The organism is Streptomyces sp. NPDC050743, assembly GCF_044456925.1.
Taxonomy (GTDB): domain Bacteria; phylum Actinomycetota; class Actinomycetes; order Streptomycetales; family Streptomycetaceae; genus Streptomyces.
This window is the reverse complement of record NZ_JBITGJ010000002.1, coordinates 96,390-114,147: the sequence shown is the minus strand read 5'-3', so window position 1 is coordinate 114,147 and position 17,758 is coordinate 96,390. Positions and strand designations below refer to the sequence as shown.

Sequence of the window (17,758 nt, the reverse complement as noted above, 5' to 3'; positions counted from 1 at the left end):
CCCTCCCTTCAGGGAGGGGAGCCTTCAATGAGCGCATGACACAGCACTTCGTGACGGTTCCGGGCCCGGTGGACGGGAACGCGCGTGACCCCAGGGGCTGGGTGGCCCCGACGATCGCGACCGCCCTGATGGTGGTGCTCGGCCCGGCCGCCCTCCTCTTCGGCGGGCTGTCCGCCATGGCCACGGACAGCTGCGGCCCCGACGACTGTTCGGCGGCCCTCGACACGGCGCTGGCCTGGATCTACCGCCTGCTCACCTACGGCGGCGCGGTCTCGACCGCGGCACTGCTCACCGCCTGGCTGCTGCCCTGGAAACGCCGCTGGACGGCGGCCCGCGCCGCGGCGTCCCTCGTCGCCCTGCTGCCACCGCTGAGCATCCTGCTCCTGGTCTTCACCCTGCCCGCGCCCTAGGTGTATCGAGCACGGCGTTGTCGACGCGGCCGCCACCGAGGCGCGTGTGTGCCGGCCGCGGCGGGACGGCGCGCCGGACACCGCCGGTTCTGCTTGTCCGAGTGGGCCGAAGCGGGGTCCTGGGCCGTCGTACTCTCCCCCCATGCCACTCACCCTCACCGTCCTCGGCACCGCCTCCCCGCACCCCGGCCCCGACCGGCCCTGTTCCGGATACCTGCTGTCCGGCGGGGGTGCCGAGGTGTGGGTGGACGCGGGGCCCGGTACGTTCGCCGCGCTGCAGCGGCACACGGACCCCGCGCGGCTCACCGCGATCTGGATCTCCCATCTGCACGCCGACCACAGCGCCGATCTGCTGTCCGCCGCCTACGCCTTCGCCTTCGGCGGCATGACCCCGGCAGCACCGATCCCGGTGTACGCCCCGCAGGACTGCGCCCGCCGGCTCGCCGGCTTCCTCGGGCGGGCGGACGTCGACTTCCTCAAGGGCGTCTTCGACTTCCGCGCCCTGTACGACGGCCATGACGTGCGGCACTGGAACCTCCGCCTCACCGCCCGCGCCGTCGCCCACGACACCGAGGCGTACGGGCTGCGCGCCGAATGCCAGGGGAGCGTGCTCGCCTACTCCGGGGACAGCGGGCCCTGTGCCGCGCTCGGCGAACTCGCCGCCCGAGCCGACCTGTTCCTGTGCGAGGCGGACATCGACGCGCATCACGACGGCCGGCGGGTCCATTTGACGCCGGAGGACGCGGGCCGTACCGCCCTCGAGGCGCGGGTGCGCGAACTGCTCGTCACCCATGTCGGACCCACGCTCACCCGGGAGGAGGCCACCGCCCGCGCCGCCGCGGTCTCCGGCCGGCCCACGCACACCGCCGTGGAGGGCCACACCCGCACCGTCTGAGGTCGCCACCCGACTTCTTTGTCAGAAGCATTGACGAAACACGGCCTCCCTCCTACCTTCAACGCGTCGTACTTCGTACGTCATATATGAGACGCGATACGTGAGATCCGAGAGGGCCGCATGACCTCTGTGCCCACCCCGATCCCGTCCCGCACGCAGTTCGTGCTGGACGCGATCAAACACCGCATCCTGACCGGGCAGCTGACGCCCGGTCAGGCCCTGGTCGAGACGGAGCTGGCCGCGCAGTTCGGGGTGTCCAAGACCCCGGTGCGGGAGGCGCTGAAGACGCTCGCCGGGACCGGTCTCGTGGTGATGAACCAGTACAAGGGCGTCACGGTGCGCATGGTGGACGCGGACATGGCACGCGAGGTCTACGACGTGCGGCTGCTGCTGGAGCCCGAGGCGCTGCGCAGGGCCGTCCGGCGAGGTGCCTCCCTCGACGCCGCGCGCGACGCGCTGGGCCGGGCCGATGCCGCCCACGACACCGCCGAACGGTCGCTCGCCAACCGGGAGTTCCACCGCGCCCTCTACCTGCCCTGCGGCAACCCGCTGCTCGGCCGGATGCTGGACGAGGTCCGCGACCAGGCCGCGCTGGTCTCCGCCGTCGCCTGGGCCGCCGACCCCTCCTGGGAGCGGGAGGCCGCCGAGCACCGCGAGATCCTCCGGCTCGCGCTCGCCGGCGACGCCGACGGCGCGGCGAGCGCCTTGCACGCCCACACCGCCTCCTTCGTCCGGCGCGCGTTCCCCTCGGACACCGAGGACACCGAGGACACCGGGGCAACCGGGGACACCGGGGTCGCCCCCCACGCACAGGAAGGTCATTCATGAGCAGCGTGACGTTCGAGACCCAACGGGCGGCCCTGGCCGACGTGGTGGCCATCCCGGTGACCCCCTTCGCCGCGGACGGCTCCGTCGACACCGTCACCCACCGGGCCCTGCTGCGTCGCCTGCTCGACGGCGGGATCCGCACCCTCACCCCGAACGGCAACACCGGCGAGTTCTACGCCCTCACCCCCGAGGAGCGCCGCCTGGTCACCGAGTCGACCGTCGAGGAGGCCGGGGACCGCGCCGCCGTCCTCGTCGGCGTCGGCCACGACCTGCCCACCGCCGTCGCCTCCGCCCGGCACGCCCGCGAGCTCGGCGTCCGGATGGTCATGGTCCACCAGCCCGTCCACCCGTACGTCTCGGCGGCCGGCTGGGTCGACTACCACCGCGCCATCGCCGAGTCCGTGCCCGAGCTGGGCGTGGTGCCCTACATCCGCAACGCCCAGCTGCCCGGCACCCGGCTCGCCGAACTCGCCGACCACTGCCCGAACGTCATCGGCGTCAAGTACGCCGTACCGGACGCCGCACGGTTCGCCGCCTTCGCGCGTGACGCGGGCCTCGACCGCTTCGTCTTGGTCGCCGGCCTCGCCGAGCCGTACGCCCCCTCCTACTTCTCCGCGGGCGCCACCGGCTTCACCTCCGGGCTCGTGAACGTCGCTCCGGCCGTTTCGCTGAACATGATTGAAGCGCTTCGATCCGGCGACTACCCGGCCGCCATGAAGGTCTGGGAGCAGATCCGCCGCTTCGAGGAACTCCGCGCCGCCCACGGCTCCGCGAACAACGTCACCGTCGTCAAGGAGGCCCTCGCCACGCTCGGCCTGTGCCGCCGGGACGTCCGCCCGCCGAGCAGGCCGCTGCCCGAGGACGAGCGCGCCGAGGTCGCCGCCATCGTCGCCGGATGGTCCATATGAGCAACGGTGTGAAGACGCTGAGAAGCCATCAGTGGTACGGGACCGACGGGCTGCGGTCGTTCAGTCACCGGGCCCGGACCCGGCAGCTCGGGTATCTGCCCGAGGAGCACTTGGGCAAGCCCGTGATCGCCGTGCTCAACACCTGGTCCGACATCAACCCCTGCCATGTGCACCTGCGGGACCGCGCCCAGGCCGTGAAGCGGGGGGTGTGGCAGGCCGGCGGCTTTCCGCTGGAGTTCCCGGTCTCGACGCTGAGCGAGACCTTCCAGAAGCCGACGCCCATGCTCTACCGGAACCTGCTGGCGATGGAGACCGAGGAGCTGCTGCGCTCCTATCCGGTCGACGGGGCCGTGCTGATGGGCGGCTGCGACAAGTCCACGCCCGCGCTGCTGATGGGCGCGGCCAGCGCCGATCTGCCCGCCCTCTTCGTGCCCGCCGGGCCCATGCTGCCGGGGCACTGGCGCGGCGAGGTGCTCGGGTCCGGTACGGACATGTGGAAGTACTGGGACGACAAGCGGGCCGGTCTCATCGGCGACTGCGAGACGAGCGAGCTGGAGAGCGGGCTCGCGCGCTCCCCGGGGCACTGCATGACCATGGGGACGGCGTCCACGCTGACCGCCGCCGCCGAGGCCCTCGGCGTGACCGTGCCGGGCGCGTCGAGCATTCCCGCCGTCGACTCCGGGCACGACCGGATGGCCGCCAAGGCCGGGATGACGGCCGTGGAGCTGGTACGCAAGGACCGGAGGCTGTCGCGGATCCTCACGCGCGAGGCGTTCGAGGACGCGGTCACGACGGTGCTGGGCCTCGGAGGCTCCACCAACGCCGTGATCCACCTGATCGCCATGGCCGGCCGCGCCGGGGTGAAGCTCACCCTCGACGACTTCGACCGCATCGCCCGGACCGTGCCCGTCCTCGCCAACGTCCGCCCCGGCGGCCGCAAGTACCTGATGGAGGACTTCCACTTCGCGGGCGGCCTGCCCGGCTTCCTGTCCCGGATCACCGACCTGCTCCACCTGGACCGGCCGACGGTGTCGCACGACACCCTGCGCGAGCAGCTCCAGGGCGCCCAGGTGCACCACGACGACGTCATCCGCCCCCGCGACAACCCGGTCGCGAGCGAGGGCGGGGTCGCGGTTCTGCGCGGCAACCTCTGCCCGGACGGCGCGGTCATCAAGCACATCGCCGCCGAGCGGCACCTGCTCGAGCACACCGGCCCCGCGGTCGTCTTCGACGACTACAAGACCATGCAGCGCACCATCAACGATCCCGCGCTCGGCATCACCGCGGACAGCGTGCTGGTGCTCCGCAACGCCGGTCCCAAGGGCGGCCCCGGCATGCCCGAGTACGGCATGCTCCCCATCCCCGACCGCCTGCTCAAGCAGGGCGTACGGGACATGGTCCGGATCTCCGACGCCCGGATGAGCGGTACGAGTTACGGCGCCTGCGTGCTGCACGTGGCCCCGGAGTCGTACGTCGGCGGACCCCTGGCGCTCGTGCGCACCGGTGACCTCATCACCCTGGACGTCGAGGCCCGCAGCCTCCATCTCCACGTGGACGACGCGGAGCTGGAGCGCCGGCGCGCCGCGTGGACGCCGCCGCCCGCCCGTTACCAGCGCGGCTACGGCGTCCTCTACAACGGACAGATCACGCAGGCCGACACCGGCTGCGACTTCGAGTTCCTGGCCCGGCCGGGCCACGTGCCGGACCCGTACGCCGGCTGACCGAGCACAGCAGAGAGCCGACCCCGCATCCAGAGAGGTGAAGCGCTTGACTCACGTGTACATAGCAAGCGCTTCCCACACCCACTGTAATTGTCCCACTGCGACCGGAGATCAGTCATGGCCCAAGCCGCAGCCGTGGCGAAACCGCCCGCGCCACCCCGGCGGCGGCATGCCTCCGCGACGCCGCGCAGGCTGCCGTACCTGCTGATCGCCCCGGCGGCCCTGCTGATGCTGGGCTTCATCGCCTACCCGGTGCTCAGCGTCTTCTGCTACAGCCTGCAGAACTACAACCCGACCAAGCCGTGGCGGAACGGCTTCGCGGGCCTCGACAACTTCACGCAGATCTTCGCCCACGACCCCCAGTTCTGGGACACGCTGACCTTCAGCGCCAAGTGGGTCGTGGCCGAGGTCGGGTTGCAGCTGCTGCTCGGCCTGGCGCTGGCGCTCATCGTCAACCAGACCTTCGCCGGGCGGGCGCTGGGCCGGGCCCTGGTCCTCTCCCCGTGGGCAGCCCCGGACGCGTACTACAAGCTGGCCCGCCCCTGGGTGCCCGGCTCCGACCCCACCTCCCGCCCGATGCTCACCGTCCGCGACACCTGGCTGGGCCCCGGCATCGACGCGGCCGCCCCCTACACGAACATGTCGGACGCCTACCCCTGGCAGCGGCAGCGGTTCGCCGAGTACCGCGACACCGGTCCCGGGGCGGTCGTCACCGTCCCGGAGAACCGCCCCCAGCTCACCGACGAGCAGGCCGAGTCGGCGACCCGGGAGGCCTATCTGGGGGACTGGGCGCCGTGGGAGGAGTGCTGACGCTGTGCAGACGCACGCTCCCCGGCTTCCTCGTCGATGGCGCGACGGCTCCCGGCACCCCGGACGCCGTCACCGGGCCCGGGTGGAGGGCCCGGGTGGACTGACGACGGGGAGCACGGCGGTCGGCGCGACGGCGAACTGGCCGCCGGCGTCAGCTGCCGGCGCCCCACTCCGCGTGGAGATCCTGGCACCGGACGGTGATCGACGCGTCGGTGAGCGCGATCTCGTGCACACAGCCGCCGGCCTCGACACCGTCCTCGCCGGCTTCCTCGTCCGGGAGGATCTCGTCGAGCAGCACGGTGTCGACCCGCATCCAGTCGATCGCACGGTGGTAGTCGACGGAGAAGTGCCGCACGCCCGAGTAGCTGACGAGCAGCCCCGAGTCGTGCTTGAACCGGTTCGGCGCGAACTCCAGCACCAGCCGCCCGCTCTTGTCGGTGGCCGGATGGATCCCGGCCAGCTCCAGGTCCTTCACACAGCGGACGGCGCCGGGGATGTCGTAGTGCCCCGGATCGGACGCGAACGCCCAAGCCCCCGGGGGGAGGACTCCGCGCAGGCGCGGCAGCTCGGCGAGGTAGGCCGTCGGATCGACGTGGAAACCGTGGTCCTGCCAAAGGGCCTTGACGAATTTCACGTCCTCGGTCCTCTCCGGTCGAGGTCCGGGCAGTCGGGAGCGCCGTCCGGGCCCGGCGTCATCGCCGCCTCACTCGACGGTCACGGTGACAAGCCCGGGCCCCGGCAGCTCCGCCGGAGCGGCGTCGCCGTACCAGGTGAACTCGAGTGCGGACAGCCTTCCTCCGCTCACCCAGACGAGCAACTCGCCGACGAGCTCCCCGGAGCCGTCCCGCACCGTGCCGACGACCGGAAGGAGGCCGTCCTCGACCGGTGCCGCCGGGACCCGCGACGGCACGGCCAGGTCCACGCTCGGCGACGCGGCACCCCAGTGCCCCGCGACGCGGGCCTCTGCCACCTGGTCCCTGAGCTCGGCCGCGCCCGGGAACCCGGCCGCGAGGAGCTTGGTGAGGAGCCGCCGACTCGGCGCGGGGAGACGCTCGGTCGTCATGAGACGAGGGGCTGCCGTCGGAGCAGCGCGGGGCGTGCAGCGATCACGGAGAATAGTGTATCGATCGGATAACAGGCCTCGCAGCGCGGGGTGTTATGCGCGTAGATAGTCCCCGACCTGGTACATCACTCTCATCCCACCAGATCCGGAGAATCCATGCGGAAGTCCCACAGAGTCGTCGCCGCCGGTGCCGCCTGTGCTCTCGCCGGTGTCGCGCTGTACGGCGCGGGCGCGGCCACCGCCGGGCAGTCGACGGCGAACTCCACCCACGAGCCCTACAACATCGGGCAGTTGGTGAAGGACATCGACACCTACTACGGCACCCACGCCGACGGCAACGGCGTCTATCAGGCCTCCCCGGACAGCCCGTACGCCCAGGACCTGGCCGACATCGACGCCGACGCCAAGCGCTACATCGACAAGGCGGCCCGCAAGGCGCACCACCACGGCGAGAAGCCGGCCGTCGTCTTCGACATCGACGACACGCTGCTGCTCAGCCTCGACTACGAGAAGCGCTACAACTACACGTACAACCCCACCACGTGGAACGACTACGTGAACCGCGCCGACCGCCCGGCCGTCTTCGGCAGCCCCGAGCTGGTGCGGTACGCCGAGTCCCAGGGCGTCGAGGTCTTCTACAACTCCGGTCTGAGCGAGGCCCAGCGCACCGCCGCCGTCGAGAACCTGAAGAAGATCGGCGCCGATGTGAACCTCGACGCCGACCACATGTTCCTCAAGGACAAGGCCAACCCGCCGGCCTACCTGGGCGACTGCGCCACCCCGAACGCCTGGAACTGCACGACCGTGCAGTACAAGTCCGGGACGCGCAAGCACATCGAGGACGACCTGGGGTACGAGATCATCGCCAACTTCGGCGACCAGTACTCGGACCTCGACGGCGGCTACGCCGACCGTACCTACAAGCTGCCGAACCCGACGTACTTCGTCAGCTGAGGTCCTGACCGTACGTCCTGAGCAGCCGCTCGTACTCGGCCCCCGTCACCGGCCGCACCGTGCCGTGGCGGGGGCCGGCCGGGAGCGCGTAGTCCGTGGACGGGGTCCACGCGCCCGAGGCGAGGTCCGTCGTCTCGAAGGGGACGTAACCGCGCAGGCCGTACTCGTCGATGAACAGGTACCACTTCTTCTCGGTGTTGGACCGGAACACGGTCGGGCCCTCGCCGCGCTGGACGGCACCGCTGCCGATGCAGTCGGCGACGAAGCCGTACGACGTGTCGGTCAGGTCCCGCGACTTCTCGGCGGTGATGAACTTCGAGCACGGTGAGCCGGAGCCCGGGTCCCGCTCGTCCTTGGTGAAGCGGTAGTACGTGCCCTTGTCCTTGATGACCGTCGAGTCGATCACCGAGTGGCCGGGGTCGTCCCAGACCTTCGGCGCGCCGAAGGCGCGGAAGTCCTTGGTGGTCGCGTACAGCATGCGGTTGTACGTCGAGCCGGTGTGGTCGGGGTCGTCGGCGGCGTACAGCTTCGACGCCCAGAAGACGACGTACTCGTGCAGCCGGTCGTCCCAGTAGGCCTCCGGCGCCCAGGTGTTGCCCGCGTTGTCCGGTGCCACCTTCACCAGCCGCTGGTCGGTCCAGTGCACCAGGTCGGCGGACTCCCAGATCATGACGGACCTGCTGCCGTGCCGCTGGACGTAGTCCCAGCTGCCGCTGCTGTTCTGGTACATCCTGAGGTCGGTGGCGATCAGGTAGAACTTGTCACCCTCGGGGGAGCGGATCACGAACGGATCGCGCAGCCCCTTCTCCCCGATGGTCGACGTCAGCACCGGCCTGCCCGCGTTCAACTCCCGCCAGTGCAGCGGGTCGTTGCCCTGGCTGAGGGCGTAGCGGATCTGCTCGCCGTCGGCCGTGCCCTCGCCGGTGAAGTAGACGAAGAGGTAACCGGCGTACCGGGTGCGCGGGGTGTGGTCCGAGCCCGGTGGGGCGGCCGGCAGGGTCAGGAGCAGCGTGAACAGGGGGACCAGCAGAGCTCTGAGACGACGCATGACAGTCCTGGGGGATCGTGAGGGTTTCTGTTGAGGGCTGTGCGTTCTCGGAGTGTGGCCAGCGGGGGACAGGGCGTCAATCGATGCGCGGGCGACTTGGGCGACCGAAAGTTTCGGCTGTTTTCACGAGAGCGCACCGGCGCTGCGGATCCGGGTGCGGGGCCGGACCGAAATTCCGTAACACGGGGAAAACCTGAAACGGGTTGGACGGGGGAACAATCCAGCCAGCATCCGCACACCGCTCACCAGGCAACGAGGAGTTGGACCATGTCCGAGACGCAGACGGTGGACCAGCGGCCGTACGCCGGGCCACCCGCCCGGAACGGCGTCGACCGGTACTTCAGGATCTCCGAGCGGGGATCCACGTTCGGCCGGGAGATACGCGGCGGCTTCGCCACGTTCTTCACCATGGCCTACATCCTCGTCCTGAATCCGATCATCCTGGGCAGCGCCAAGGACAAGTTCGGGCACACCCTCGGCACCGGCCAACTCGTCACCGCCACCGCGCTGGTGGCGTGCGTGATGACGATCGTCATGGGCGTCGGCGGCAACCTCCCGCTCGCCATCGCCGCCGGCCTCGGCCTCAACGCCGTCGTCGCCTTCCAGTTGGCCCCGCTGATGAGCTGGCCCGACGCGATGGGCCTGGTGGTCCTGGAGGGCCTGATCATCTGCCTGCTGGTCCTCACCGGACTGCGGGAGGCCATCATGAACGCGATCCCGCAGCAGCTGAAGCAGGCCATCGGCGTCGGCATCGGCCTGTTCATCGCGTTCATCGGCTTCGTCGACGCCGGGTTCGTCAGCCGCATGCCGGACGCCGCGCACACCACCGTGCCCGTGCAACTGGGCGCCGTCGGACGCCTCACCGGCTGGCCCGTGCTCGTCTTCTGCCTCGGTGTGCTGCTGACCATCGCCCTCATCGCCCGCAAGGTGAAGGGCGCGATCCTCATCAGCATCGTGACGATGACGATCGTCGCGATCATCATCAACGCCGTCGCCGACATCAAGAGCTGGGGCCTGACCACGCCCAAGGTCCCCGACAAGCTCGTCGCCGCACCGGACTTCGGGCTCATCGGTCACTTCAGCCTGTTCGGCGGCTTCGCCAAGGCCGGCGTGCTCACCGCCGTCCTGCTGGTCTTCACCCTGATCCTGTCCGACTTCTTCGACGCCATGGGCACGATCGTCGGCATCAGCGCGGAGGCCGGACTGCTCGACGAGCGGGGCCAGGTGCCCGGCATCGGACGGGTGCTGTTCATCGACGGCGCCGCGGCCGCCGTCGGCGGCATCGGCTCCGCCTCCTCCAACACCGCCTACATCGAGTCCGCGGCCGGCGTCGGCGAGGGCGCCCGCACCGGCCTCGCCAACCTCGTCACCGGCGGCCTGTTCGGCCTCGCCCTCTTCCTCACCCCGCTGCTCACCATCGTCCCGCTCCAGGCGGCGGCGCCCGCGCTGATCGCGGTGGGCTTCCTGATGATGACCCACGTCAAGCACATCGACTGGGACCGGTACGAGATCGCCATCCCGGCGTTCCTCACCATCGCGGCGATGCCGTTCACCTACTCCATCACCGACGGGATCGGGGCCGGTTTCCTGTCCTACGTCGTCATCAAGACGGTGCTGGGCAAGGCCAGGGAGGTCAACTGGCTGCTGTGGGCCGTGTCGGCGCTGTTCCTCGTGTACTTCGCCATCGACCCCGTCGAGCAGATTCTCGGGGTGAAGTAAGGGGGGCCTACTTCAACGCCGCCTCCATCATCGCCTTGGCCACCGGCGCCGCCAGACCGTTGCCGCTGACCTCCGACCTCGCCGCGTCCGACTGCTCCACCATCACGGCGACGGCCACTTCCTTGCCGTTGGTGTCGGACTTGGCGAAGGACGTGAACCAGGCGTACGGCGTCTTGCTGTTGTTCTCGCCGTGCTGGGCGGTGCCGGTCTTGCCGCCGACGGTGGCGCCGTCGATCAGGGCGTTCGTGCCGGTGCCGTCCTTGACCACCGTCTCCATGGCCGACTGGAGCTGCTCGGCGGTGGAGGAGCTGACGATCTCCTTGGTGTCCGCGCTGTCGTCGTAGTTCTGCAACACATCACCGCCACTGTCGGTGATCTGCGACACCATATGCGGCGAGACCAGCTTGCCGCCGTTGGCTATGGCCGCGGACACCATGGCCATCTGCAGCGGGGTCGCGGTGACGTCGAACTGGCCGATGCCGGAGTACGCGGTCTGCGGCTGGTCCATGCCGGAGGGGTACACGCTGGCGTAGGCCCGCACCGGCACGTCCTGCTTGTCGTCGTTGAAGCCGAACTTCTCGGCCATCGCCTTCACCTTGTCCTGGCCGAGCTGGACGGCCATGTGACCGAAGACGTTGTTGCAGGAGTACTGCAGGGCGACGCGGATGGAGGCGTTCTTGCACGGCGCCGACCTGTTCTCGTTCACCAGGACGTGCGTCGTGCCCGGCGGGGTGTACGGGTCCGGGCTGTCGGTCCGCTCGTCCACGTTCCCGTACAGTCCGTCCTCCAGCGCGGCCGCCGCCACGACCAGCTTGAACGTCGAGCCGGGCGGCAGCGGCTGGCGCAGCGCGCGGTTGGTGAGCGGCTTGTCCTTGTCCGCGTTGAGCCGCTTCCACGCGGACCCGGCCGTGTTGGCGTCGGTGAGCGCGTCGGGGTCGTACGACGGCGTGGACACGGCTGCGAGGATCCTGCCCGTCTTCGGGTCGATCGCGACGGCCCCGCCCTTCGTGCCGCCGAGCGCGCGGTAGGCCGCCTTCTGCACGTCCGGGTCGATCGTGGTGAGCACGTCACCCGGGTCGGCGCGCTTTCCGGTGAGCGTGTCCAGCACGTTCTTCAGCCGGGTGTCCGTGCCGTTGAGCAGGTCCTTGTAGATGCCCTCCAGCTGGGTGGGGGCATAGGCCTGCGAGGCGTAGCCCGTCACCGGCGCGTAGAGCCTGCCGTCCGTGTACGTCCGCTTGTACGCGAGGTCGCTCCCCTTGGTCCGGGTGGAACCGGTGATCGCGTTTCCGGCCACGATGATGTTGCCGAGCGGCTGCGAGTACGTCCGGATCGCGTTCCGCCGGTTGTCGTTGTCGTCGGCGAGGGCCTTGCCGTCGTAGAACTGCACCCAGGTCGCCCTGACCAGCAGAGCGAGCACGAGCAGCAGCGTGAAGACGGACGCCCGCCTGATCGTCTTGTTCATCCCGCCCCGAAGACGATCGGGAGGGGGTCGATCGTTCCCGTACGCCCCGTTTTCTCATCTCGCGCTCAGGAAACCGGCCTCGTACGCGGCGATCACCGCCTGGGTGCGGTCGCGGGCGCCCGTCTTGGCCAGCACCGCCGCGACGTGCGACTTCACGGTGGCGGGGCCGACGTCCAGGCGCCGGGCGATCTCGGCGTTGGTCAGCCCGTCGGCCAGGTGCCGCAGTACCTCGCGCTCGCGTCCGGTGAGCTTGCTCACCCACGCGGGCGGCGCGGGCGCCGTGCGGGCGTGCTCGGCCGCGAGGGCCCGGACGGCCGACGGGAACAGCAGGCTGTCGGTGCGCGCGACCAGCCGCACCGCCTGCACGAGGGCGTCGGCGTCCGCCCGCTTGAGCAGGAACCCGGACGCTCCGGCGCGCAGCGCGTCGTACACGTAGGAGTCGTTCTCGAAGGTGGTGACGACCACGACCCGAGGCGGCTCGTCGAGCGTGGCGAGGATCTGCTCGGTGGCCTGGATGCCGTCGATCTGAGGCATGCGCACGTCCATGAGGACGACATCGGGCCGCAGCTCCCGGACGACGGACACGGCCTCGGCACCGGTGGCCGCCTCACCGACCACCTCCACATCGGGCTCGACCGAGAGGATGGCGCGCAGGGCGGTGCGGACCATGCGCTCGTCGTCGGCGAGGACGATCCGGATCGCGGGCTGGGGCATACGAGTCCTTTCGACGGTCACGTGGCCTTCAACGGCAGCCGTACGGACAGCCGCCAGGTGTCTCCCGACGGTCCCGCCCGCACCGTGCCGCCGAGCAGCCGCACCCGGTCGGCGATGCCCCGCAGCCCGTGGCCGCCGCCGGGGCGGGCAGCCGGGGCGGCGCCCAGCGGGTTCTCGACGGTGATCTCCAGATGACCGGCGGCGGTGGCGATACGGACGGCGACGGCCGTGCCGGCGTGTTTCAGCGCGTTGCTCAGTCCCTCCTGCACGATCCGGTACGCCTCCCGGGAGACCAGCGGCGGCAGCGCGGCGGGGTCGGTGCCGAGGGTGGCCGTCACGGGCTGCCCGGCGGCCCGGGTGCGGCGCAGCAGCCCGTCCAGGTCGCTCTCCAGGGTCGGCGCGGGCCCGGTGCCCGGCGCGTCTCCGTCCCGCAGCACGCCGAGCACGGCGTCGAGTTCGCCGACCGTGCGCCGGGTGGTCTCCTCGATGGCGGCGAGCGCCTCGCGGACGAACTCCGGGTCGGTGTCGAGGAGCCGGCGGGCCGCGCTCGCCTGGAGGGTGACGGCGCTCAGGGCGTGGCCGACGCAGTCGTGCAGCTCGCGGGCGAGCCGGTTGCGTACGGCGAGGTCGGCGGCGCGGGCCTCGGCGGCGGCCAGCCGGTCCTCGGGGGTGGGCCCGAGCAGCGCGGGCGCCCAGCGGGCCAGCAGGGCTGCGCAGCCGGCGGCGCAGGCGGCGAGCGCGAGCAGCGCGGCCAGGCCGGCGACGGGGGAGAGCGCCAGCGCCCAGGAGTGGTCGAGGACTTCGGGCAGGGCGAGCGGGGAGTGGCGCAGCCCGGCGAACAGCGGCAGGACGATCAGCACCACCGCGAAGGGCGGCACGGCCAGTGACATCCCGGCGACGATCCCGCCGAAGCCCAGGTGCAGCGTGAACCAGGCGGCCGTGCGGGTCCGTTCGGCGCGCGTCCGGGCCGGGCCGTGGGCGAGCAGGTCCGCGTCGATCCCGCACAGGGCTCGCACCGCCGCCGACTCCAGCGGCCGGGTCAGCGGGAACAGCGAGGTGACGGCCGCGATCGGCAACCCGACGGCGAACGAGCCGAGTTGGAGGGGCAGGGACTGGAAGACGTCGTCCACGCCCGTGACCGGCCCGACGATCACCGAGCCGACGAGGACGTACGGCATGGCGAGGGCGCCGCCCAGGATCAGGTGGATCCAGCGGCGCCGCGCCCGTCCGCCGACGAGCAGCCCCAACATCCTTGTCACTTGAGGGCCTTGGCGGACCGGTCCCTGAGGAAGCGGGCGATGACGCTCGCCACGAGCAAGCCGGTGATCACCTGCCCAGCGTAGGTGAGGGCGGTCGGCGGTGCCAGCTCGTCGCCCGTCACCAGCACCGCCAGCGACATCCATCCGCCCCAGCAGGCCACCGCGCCGGAGCCGATCCAGGCCGGCGCGAGCGGCACGGCGACGGGCAGCGTACCGCCCCTGCGGAAGGCGAGCTGCCAGGCACCGATGACGGCGGCGGCGAGGAAGAGGACGTAGACGAACTCCATGGACCGGTCCCCCTCGCCGTCGAGCCCGATCGCCCCGCAGCCGCGCAGAAACCGCACCGCGCCCGGGAACAGCGCGAGCAGCGCCGCCGCCACGGCCGTCCGCCGCTGCGCCCGCCCGGCGCCTCCGGCCCGCAGCTCCCGTACCGGCCCCCGCCACAGATGCCCCCAGCGCTCGCGGGCGTACCCGGTGAACAGCGCGCCCAGCGCCAGTCCCTGCACGATGAACCCGCCGTACACCACCCCGAACACCCAGTCGGCCAGGAAGGGCCGGCCGTCGCTGTGGCCGCCACCGCCGCCGTGCAGGACGAGTTGCAGCGGGAAGCCCACCATGATCGGGGCGATGAGTCCCACGGCGAGCCACATCGGCACCACGAGCAGCCAGGCGGGCACGCGCCGCCCCCACGGCCGGGTCAGCAGCAGCGCCAGGACGACGACGGCCGTGTCCATCAGCACGGTGAGACCGTTGGCGAGCGCCAGGGGCAGCCGGTGCTTCAGCAGCGGGCTGCCGTCCGGGATGCCGAGGTGGCTTCCGGCGATCCAGGCGAGCTTGAGGGAGAGATACGGCAGACAGGCCGCGATGGCGGCGAGCCGGAGGAAGCGCCGCCGGGCGCAGACACCCAGGGGAACAGGGGCCGTTGAGGTCGTCATGGCCCCACGCTCCCGCGCGGCCCGGGGTGTTCACCTCCTGCGCCCCGACGATCCGTCTCCGCCGCACGGGGGAGGCGCTCAGTCCCGCAGGACGAGCACGACCTCCTCGATCTCCTTGCCGCGCCCGTTCGCGTACCCCTGGGCCCGGGCCGTCTCGCGGAAGCCGCACTTGTCCAGCACCCGCAGCGACGCGGTGTTGTCGGCCGCCGCCCGCGCGTACAGCGGACGTTCGGGCACCTCGGCGAGCAGGGCCCGCAGCGCCGCGGTGGCGATACCGCGGCCCCAGTGGGCCCGGTCGATCCAGTAGGTCACCTCGCGCTCGCCGGCCACTCCGTAGACCGCCGCGTTACCGGCCACCTCGCCGTCGGCCAGGACCGCGCGCAGCACGTGGGCGGAGTCGCGCACGCGCTGCCAGTAGGCCGCGAAGGCCTCCGGGTCGTACGGGTCCTCCGGTCCGAACGCGGCCATCCGGACGGCCTCCGGGTCGGTCATCTGCCGGTGGAACACCGGCAGGTCGCCGTCCTCGACGGCCCGCAGCGCGATCTCCATGGTGCCCGAGCCTACGACGGCCCGGGCGCCAAGCCCACGACCGTGCGCCTCAGAGCCTGCGGGTCGCCAGCGTCAGCCGGTCGCGGGCGTCGAACAGCGCGTCCCTGATCATCTGCTCGTGGGCCGGGGTCAGCCGGGCCACCGGCACCGAGCAGCTGATCGCGTCCCGGGCCGGGGTGCGGTAGGGGATCGCCACGCCGAAGCAGCGCAGGCCGAGGGTGTTCTCCTCGCGGTCGACCGCGAAACCCTGCTCCCGCACCTGGTGCAGCTCCTCGATGAGCTTCTCCCGGTCGGTGAGGGTGTTCTCGGTGAGCGCGGGCAGCGTCTCCGGCAGCAGCTTGCGCACCTGTTCGTCGGTGTACGTGGCGAGGATCGCCTTGCCGAGGGAGGTGGAGTGGGCCGGCAGCCGGCGCCCGACCCGGGTGAAGGGGCGCAGGTAGTGCTGGGACTGGCGGGTGGCCAGATAGACGACGTTGGTGCCGTCGAGCCGGGCCAGGTGGATGGTCTCCGTGGTGTCGTCGGAGAGCCGGTCCAGGGTCGGCCGGGCCGCGGCCACCACCTCGTCGCCGTCGATGTACGAGGTGCCGACCAGCAGCGCCCGCACCCCGATGCCGTATCGCGTGCCCGTCGCGTCGGTCTCCACCCAGCCGAGCTCCACGAGCGTGCGCAGCAGCATGTACAGGCTGGACTTGGGGTACCCCACGGCCTCCTGTACGGCCGCGAGGGAGTGCATGCCGGGCTTGCCGGCGAAGTACTCGAGCAATTCAACGGTCCGCACCGCGGACTTGACCTGGGCCCCGCCTGTCTCGCCAGCCGACATCGCCCTTGACCCCTTCAATCGCCGGGAAATAGTCTCCGAGCAGCATATTCATCATCGGAGACAGTGTTCAGTATATCGAACGCGGCTGATCGGTGACCCTAGTTCTTGCGGCCTTACTGGAGGGACCCGCGGTGGCAGCAGCACCAGTCTGGAGTGTCGACCCGCGTACCGGGAAGCAGCGTGAACAGGTTGCGGTGGAGGCCACAGCCCAGGAGGTGGACACGGCGGTCAGGGCGGCCCACGCCGCGCGCGGGGCCCTCGCCGACCGCGCGGTGCGCTCCGCCTTCCTGCGCTCGGCCGCCGCGGGCCTGGACGCGGCCAAGGACGGCCTGGTCGAGACCGCCGACGCCGAGACCGCCCTCGGCCCGGTCCGGCTGACCGGCGAACTCGCCCGCACCAGCTACCAGCTGCGGGCCTTCGCCGGCATCGTCGACGAGGGCGCCTTCCTCGACGTCGTCATCAACCACCCCGACGACACGGCGACCCCGCCCATCCCGGACCTTCGCCGCTACAAGGTGCCGCTCGGCGTCGTCGCCGTCTACTCCGCCTCCAACTTCCCCTTCGCCTTCTCCGTCGCCGGCGGCGACACCGCGAGCGCGCTCGCCGCGGGCTGCCCGGTCGTGGTCAAGGCCCACCCCGACCACCCGGCCCTGTCCGAGCTGGTCGCCAAGGTGCTGCGCCGGGCCGCCGCCGAGCACGGCATCCCCGAGGGCGTCATCGGCCTGGTGCACGGCTTCGAGGCGGGCGTCGAACTGATCAAGCACCCCCTGGTCGCCGCGGCCGGCTTCACCGGCTCGGTGCGGGGCGGGCGCGCCCTCTTCGACGCGGCCGCCGCCCGACCGGTGCCGATCCCGTTCCACGGTGAGCTGGGCTCGCTGAACCCGGTCCTGGTGACCGAGGCCGCCGCAGCCGAGCGCGCCGAGGAGATCGGCACCGGGCTCGCCGGGTCGATGACGCTGGGGGTCGGGCAGTTCTGCGTGAAGCCCGGTCTGGTGCTCGTGCCGTCCGGCGCGGCGGGCGACGGCCTGGTCAAGGCCCTGACGGCCGCGGTGAGCAACACCGAGGCGGGGGTGCTGCTCGACCACCGGATGCGGGACAACTTCATCGCCGGGGTGGCCGAGCGTGCCGAGCTCCCCGAGGTGGACTCCCCGGTCACCCCGGGCGCGGGCGGCGAGCACACGGTCAGCGCCGGGTTCCTCACGGTGCCGGCGAATAGGCTGGCCGGGGAGGGGGCCTACGACCGGCTCCTGGAGGAGTGCTTCGGGCCGGTCACCGTGGTGGTCCGCTACGAGGACGAGGGTGAGGCGGCGGCGGTGCTGTCCCGGCTGCCGGGCAACCTGACGGCGACGGTGCAGCTGTCCGCCGAGGAGGCGGCGGGGGAGGGGCGCGGTGCGGAGCTCCTCACCGAGCTGACTCCGCTGGCCGGGCGTGTGGTGGTCAACGCGTGGCCGACGGGCGTCGCGGTGGCGCCGGCCCAGCATCACGGAGGGCCTTACCCCGCGACGACCTCGACGTCCACCTCTGTCGGCGGCACGGCCATCGAGCGGTGGCTGCGGCCGGTCGCGTACCAGAACGCGCCGTCGGCCCTGCTGCCGGCCGAGTTGAAGGACGAGAACCCGCTGGGGCTTCCCCGGAGGTTCAACGGCGTTCTGGAGCGGTAGCC

16 protein-coding genes and 3 pseudogenes are annotated in these 17,758 nt (G+C 71.5%); 10 read left to right on the top strand and 9 right to left on the bottom strand.

The window, feature by feature from the left end; all coding sequences use genetic code 11:
- The first annotated feature begins 35 nt into the window (after positions 1 to 35).
- The 7 genes and pseudogenes from ACIBJF_RS02960 to ACIBJF_RS02930 form a co-directional block, all read left to right on the top strand.
- Complete coding sequence (locus tag ACIBJF_RS02960) at positions 36 to 410, top strand: hypothetical protein (RefSeq protein WP_399171889.1); 375 nt, start codon at positions 36 to 38, stop codon at positions 408 to 410.
- Positions 411 to 552: 142 nt separating this feature from the next.
- Positions 553 to 1,305, top strand: coding sequence for an MBL fold metallo-hydrolase (locus ACIBJF_RS02955; RefSeq protein WP_399171888.1), 753 nt, complete (start codon positions 553 to 555; stop codon positions 1,303 to 1,305).
- Positions 1,306 to 1,425: 120 nt separating this feature from the next.
- Positions 1,426 to 2,133 (top strand): GntR family transcriptional regulator, encoded by a 708-nt coding sequence (locus tag ACIBJF_RS02950; RefSeq protein WP_399171887.1) that lies wholly within the window; start codon positions 1,426 to 1,428, stop codon positions 2,131 to 2,133.
- Positions 2,130 to 3,041, top strand: coding sequence for a dihydrodipicolinate synthase family protein (locus tag ACIBJF_RS02945; RefSeq protein ID WP_399171886.1), 912 nt, complete (start codon positions 2,130 to 2,132; stop codon positions 3,039 to 3,041). Before ACIBJF_RS02950 ends, ACIBJF_RS02945 begins: the two co-directional genes overlap by 4 nt.
- 8 nt (positions 3,042 to 3,049) lie before the next feature.
- Positions 3,050 to 4,762: an L-arabinonate dehydratase gene (gene araD / locus ACIBJF_RS02940; protein WP_399171885.1), complete on the top strand. Its 1,713-nt coding sequence runs from the start codon at positions 3,050 to 3,052 to the stop codon at positions 4,760 to 4,762.
- A 117-nt stretch (positions 4,763 to 4,879) separates the two neighbouring features.
- Positions 4,880 to 5,272: pseudogene (locus ACIBJF_RS02935) on the top strand (carbohydrate ABC transporter permease); the annotation flags it as partial.
- Positions 5,273 to 5,572 (top strand): annotated as a pseudogene (locus tag ACIBJF_RS02930) (pectin esterase); the annotation flags it as partial.
- Between the two features lie 151 nt (positions 5,573 to 5,723).
- Here ACIBJF_RS02930 and ACIBJF_RS02925 read toward each other — a convergent pair.
- Positions 5,724 to 6,206, bottom strand: coding sequence for a hypothetical protein (locus tag ACIBJF_RS02925; RefSeq protein WP_399171884.1), 483 nt, complete (start codon positions 6,204 to 6,206; stop codon positions 5,724 to 5,726).
- 69 nt (positions 6,207 to 6,275) lie between these two features.
- Positions 6,276 to 6,635 carry a hypothetical protein gene (locus ACIBJF_RS02920; RefSeq protein ID WP_399171883.1) on the bottom strand — a complete coding sequence of 120 codons (360 nt, stop codon included), beginning with the start codon at positions 6,633 to 6,635 and terminating at the stop codon, positions 6,276 to 6,278.
- A gap of 156 nt (positions 6,636 to 6,791) precedes the next feature.
- On the opposite strand from ACIBJF_RS02920, the gene ACIBJF_RS02915 reads away from it, so the two are divergent.
- Complete coding sequence (locus ACIBJF_RS02915) at positions 6,792 to 7,589, top strand: HAD family acid phosphatase (protein ID WP_399171882.1); 798 nt, start codon at positions 6,792 to 6,794, stop codon at positions 7,587 to 7,589.
- Positions 7,590 to 7,599: 10 nt separating this feature from the next.
- Here ACIBJF_RS02915 and ACIBJF_RS02910 read toward each other — a convergent pair.
- Positions 7,600 to 8,637 (bottom strand): annotated as a pseudogene (locus ACIBJF_RS02910) (glycoside hydrolase family 43 protein); the annotation flags it as partial.
- Between the two features lie 267 nt (positions 8,638 to 8,904).
- Here ACIBJF_RS02910 and ACIBJF_RS02905 point away from each other — a divergent pair.
- Entirely contained in the window at positions 8,905 to 10,356 is a 1,452-nt protein-coding gene (locus tag ACIBJF_RS02905) for an NCS2 family permease (RefSeq protein WP_399171881.1), read from the top strand.
- Positions 10,357 to 10,363: 7 nt separating this feature from the next.
- Here the strand turns inward: ACIBJF_RS02905 and ACIBJF_RS02900 are convergent, their stop codons facing one another.
- The 6 genes from ACIBJF_RS02900 to ACIBJF_RS02875 all read right to left on the bottom strand — a co-directional run bounded on the left by ACIBJF_RS02900 (position 10,364) and on the right by ACIBJF_RS02875 (position 16,095).
- Positions 10,364 to 11,818, bottom strand: a complete 1,455-nt coding sequence (locus tag ACIBJF_RS02900) for a peptidoglycan D,D-transpeptidase FtsI family protein (protein ID WP_399171880.1) — start codon at positions 11,816 to 11,818, stop codon at positions 10,364 to 10,366.
- A gap of 54 nt (positions 11,819 to 11,872) precedes the next feature.
- Positions 11,873 to 12,532, bottom strand: coding sequence for a response regulator (locus ACIBJF_RS02895; RefSeq protein ID WP_399171879.1), 660 nt, complete (start codon positions 12,530 to 12,532; stop codon positions 11,873 to 11,875).
- A gap of 17 nt (positions 12,533 to 12,549) precedes the next feature.
- Positions 12,550 to 13,782, bottom strand: coding sequence for a sensor histidine kinase (locus tag ACIBJF_RS02890; RefSeq protein ID WP_399172124.1), 1,233 nt, complete (start codon positions 13,780 to 13,782; stop codon positions 12,550 to 12,552).
- Between the two features lie 5 nt (positions 13,783 to 13,787).
- Entirely contained in the window at positions 13,788 to 14,726 is a 939-nt protein-coding gene (locus ACIBJF_RS02885) for a hypothetical protein (protein WP_399171878.1), read from the bottom strand.
- A 78-nt stretch (positions 14,727 to 14,804) separates the two neighbouring features.
- Positions 14,805 to 15,275, bottom strand: a complete 471-nt coding sequence (locus ACIBJF_RS02880; protein WP_399171877.1) for a GNAT family N-acetyltransferase — start codon at positions 15,273 to 15,275, stop codon at positions 14,805 to 14,807.
- A gap of 49 nt (positions 15,276 to 15,324) precedes the next feature.
- Complete coding sequence (locus ACIBJF_RS02875; RefSeq protein ID WP_351800920.1) at positions 15,325 to 16,095, bottom strand: IclR family transcriptional regulator; 771 nt, start codon at positions 16,093 to 16,095, stop codon at positions 15,325 to 15,327.
- Positions 16,096 to 16,226: 131 nt separating this feature from the next.
- Here ACIBJF_RS02875 and ACIBJF_RS02870 point away from each other — a divergent pair, with 131 nt between their 5' ends.
- On the top strand, positions 16,227 to 17,756 hold the full coding sequence (locus ACIBJF_RS02870) for an aldehyde dehydrogenase (NADP(+)) (RefSeq protein ID WP_356310554.1): 1,530 nt from the start codon (positions 16,227 to 16,229) through the stop codon (positions 17,754 to 17,756).
- Positions 17,757 to 17,758: the final 2 nt, after the last annotated feature.

Excerpts from the sequence above, each read along its gene's own strand:
- ACIBJF_RS02960 (WP_399171889.1), top strand. The coding sequence starts at position 36 with ATGACACAGCACTTCGTGACGGTTCCGGGCCCGGTGGACGGGAACGCG.
- ACIBJF_RS02955 (WP_399171888.1), top strand. The coding sequence starts at position 553 with ATGCCACTCACCCTCACCGTCCTCGGCACCGCCTCCCCGCACCCCGGC.
- ACIBJF_RS02950 (WP_399171887.1), top strand. The coding sequence starts at position 1,426 with ATGACCTCTGTGCCCACCCCGATCCCGTCCCGCACGCAGTTCGTGCTG.
- ACIBJF_RS02945 (WP_399171886.1), top strand. The coding sequence starts at position 2,130 with ATGAGCAGCGTGACGTTCGAGACCCAACGGGCGGCCCTGGCCGACGTG.
- ACIBJF_RS02920 (WP_399171883.1), bottom strand. The coding sequence starts at position 6,635 with ATGACGACCGAGCGTCTCCCCGCGCCGAGTCGGCGGCTCCTCACCAAG.
- ACIBJF_RS02915 (WP_399171882.1), top strand. The coding sequence starts at position 6,792 with ATGCGGAAGTCCCACAGAGTCGTCGCCGCCGGTGCCGCCTGTGCTCTC.
- ACIBJF_RS02905 (WP_399171881.1), top strand. The coding sequence starts at position 8,905 with ATGTCCGAGACGCAGACGGTGGACCAGCGGCCGTACGCCGGGCCACCC.
- ACIBJF_RS02900 (WP_399171880.1), bottom strand. The coding sequence starts at position 11,818 with ATGAACAAGACGATCAGGCGGGCGTCCGTCTTCACGCTGCTGCTCGTG.
- ACIBJF_RS02895 (WP_399171879.1), bottom strand. The coding sequence starts at position 12,532 with ATGCCCCAGCCCGCGATCCGGATCGTCCTCGCCGACGACGAGCGCATG.
- ACIBJF_RS02890 (WP_399172124.1), bottom strand. The coding sequence starts at position 13,782 with ATGTTGGGGCTGCTCGTCGGCGGACGGGCGCGGCGCCGCTGGATCCAC.
- ACIBJF_RS02885 (WP_399171878.1), bottom strand. The coding sequence starts at position 14,726 with ATGACGACCTCAACGGCCCCTGTTCCCCTGGGTGTCTGCGCCCGGCGG.
- ACIBJF_RS02880 (WP_399171877.1), bottom strand. The coding sequence starts at position 15,275 with ATGGAGATCGCGCTGCGGGCCGTCGAGGACGGCGACCTGCCGGTGTTC.
- ACIBJF_RS02875 (WP_351800920.1), bottom strand. The coding sequence starts at position 16,095 with ATGTCGGCTGGCGAGACAGGCGGGGCCCAGGTCAAGTCCGCGGTGCGG.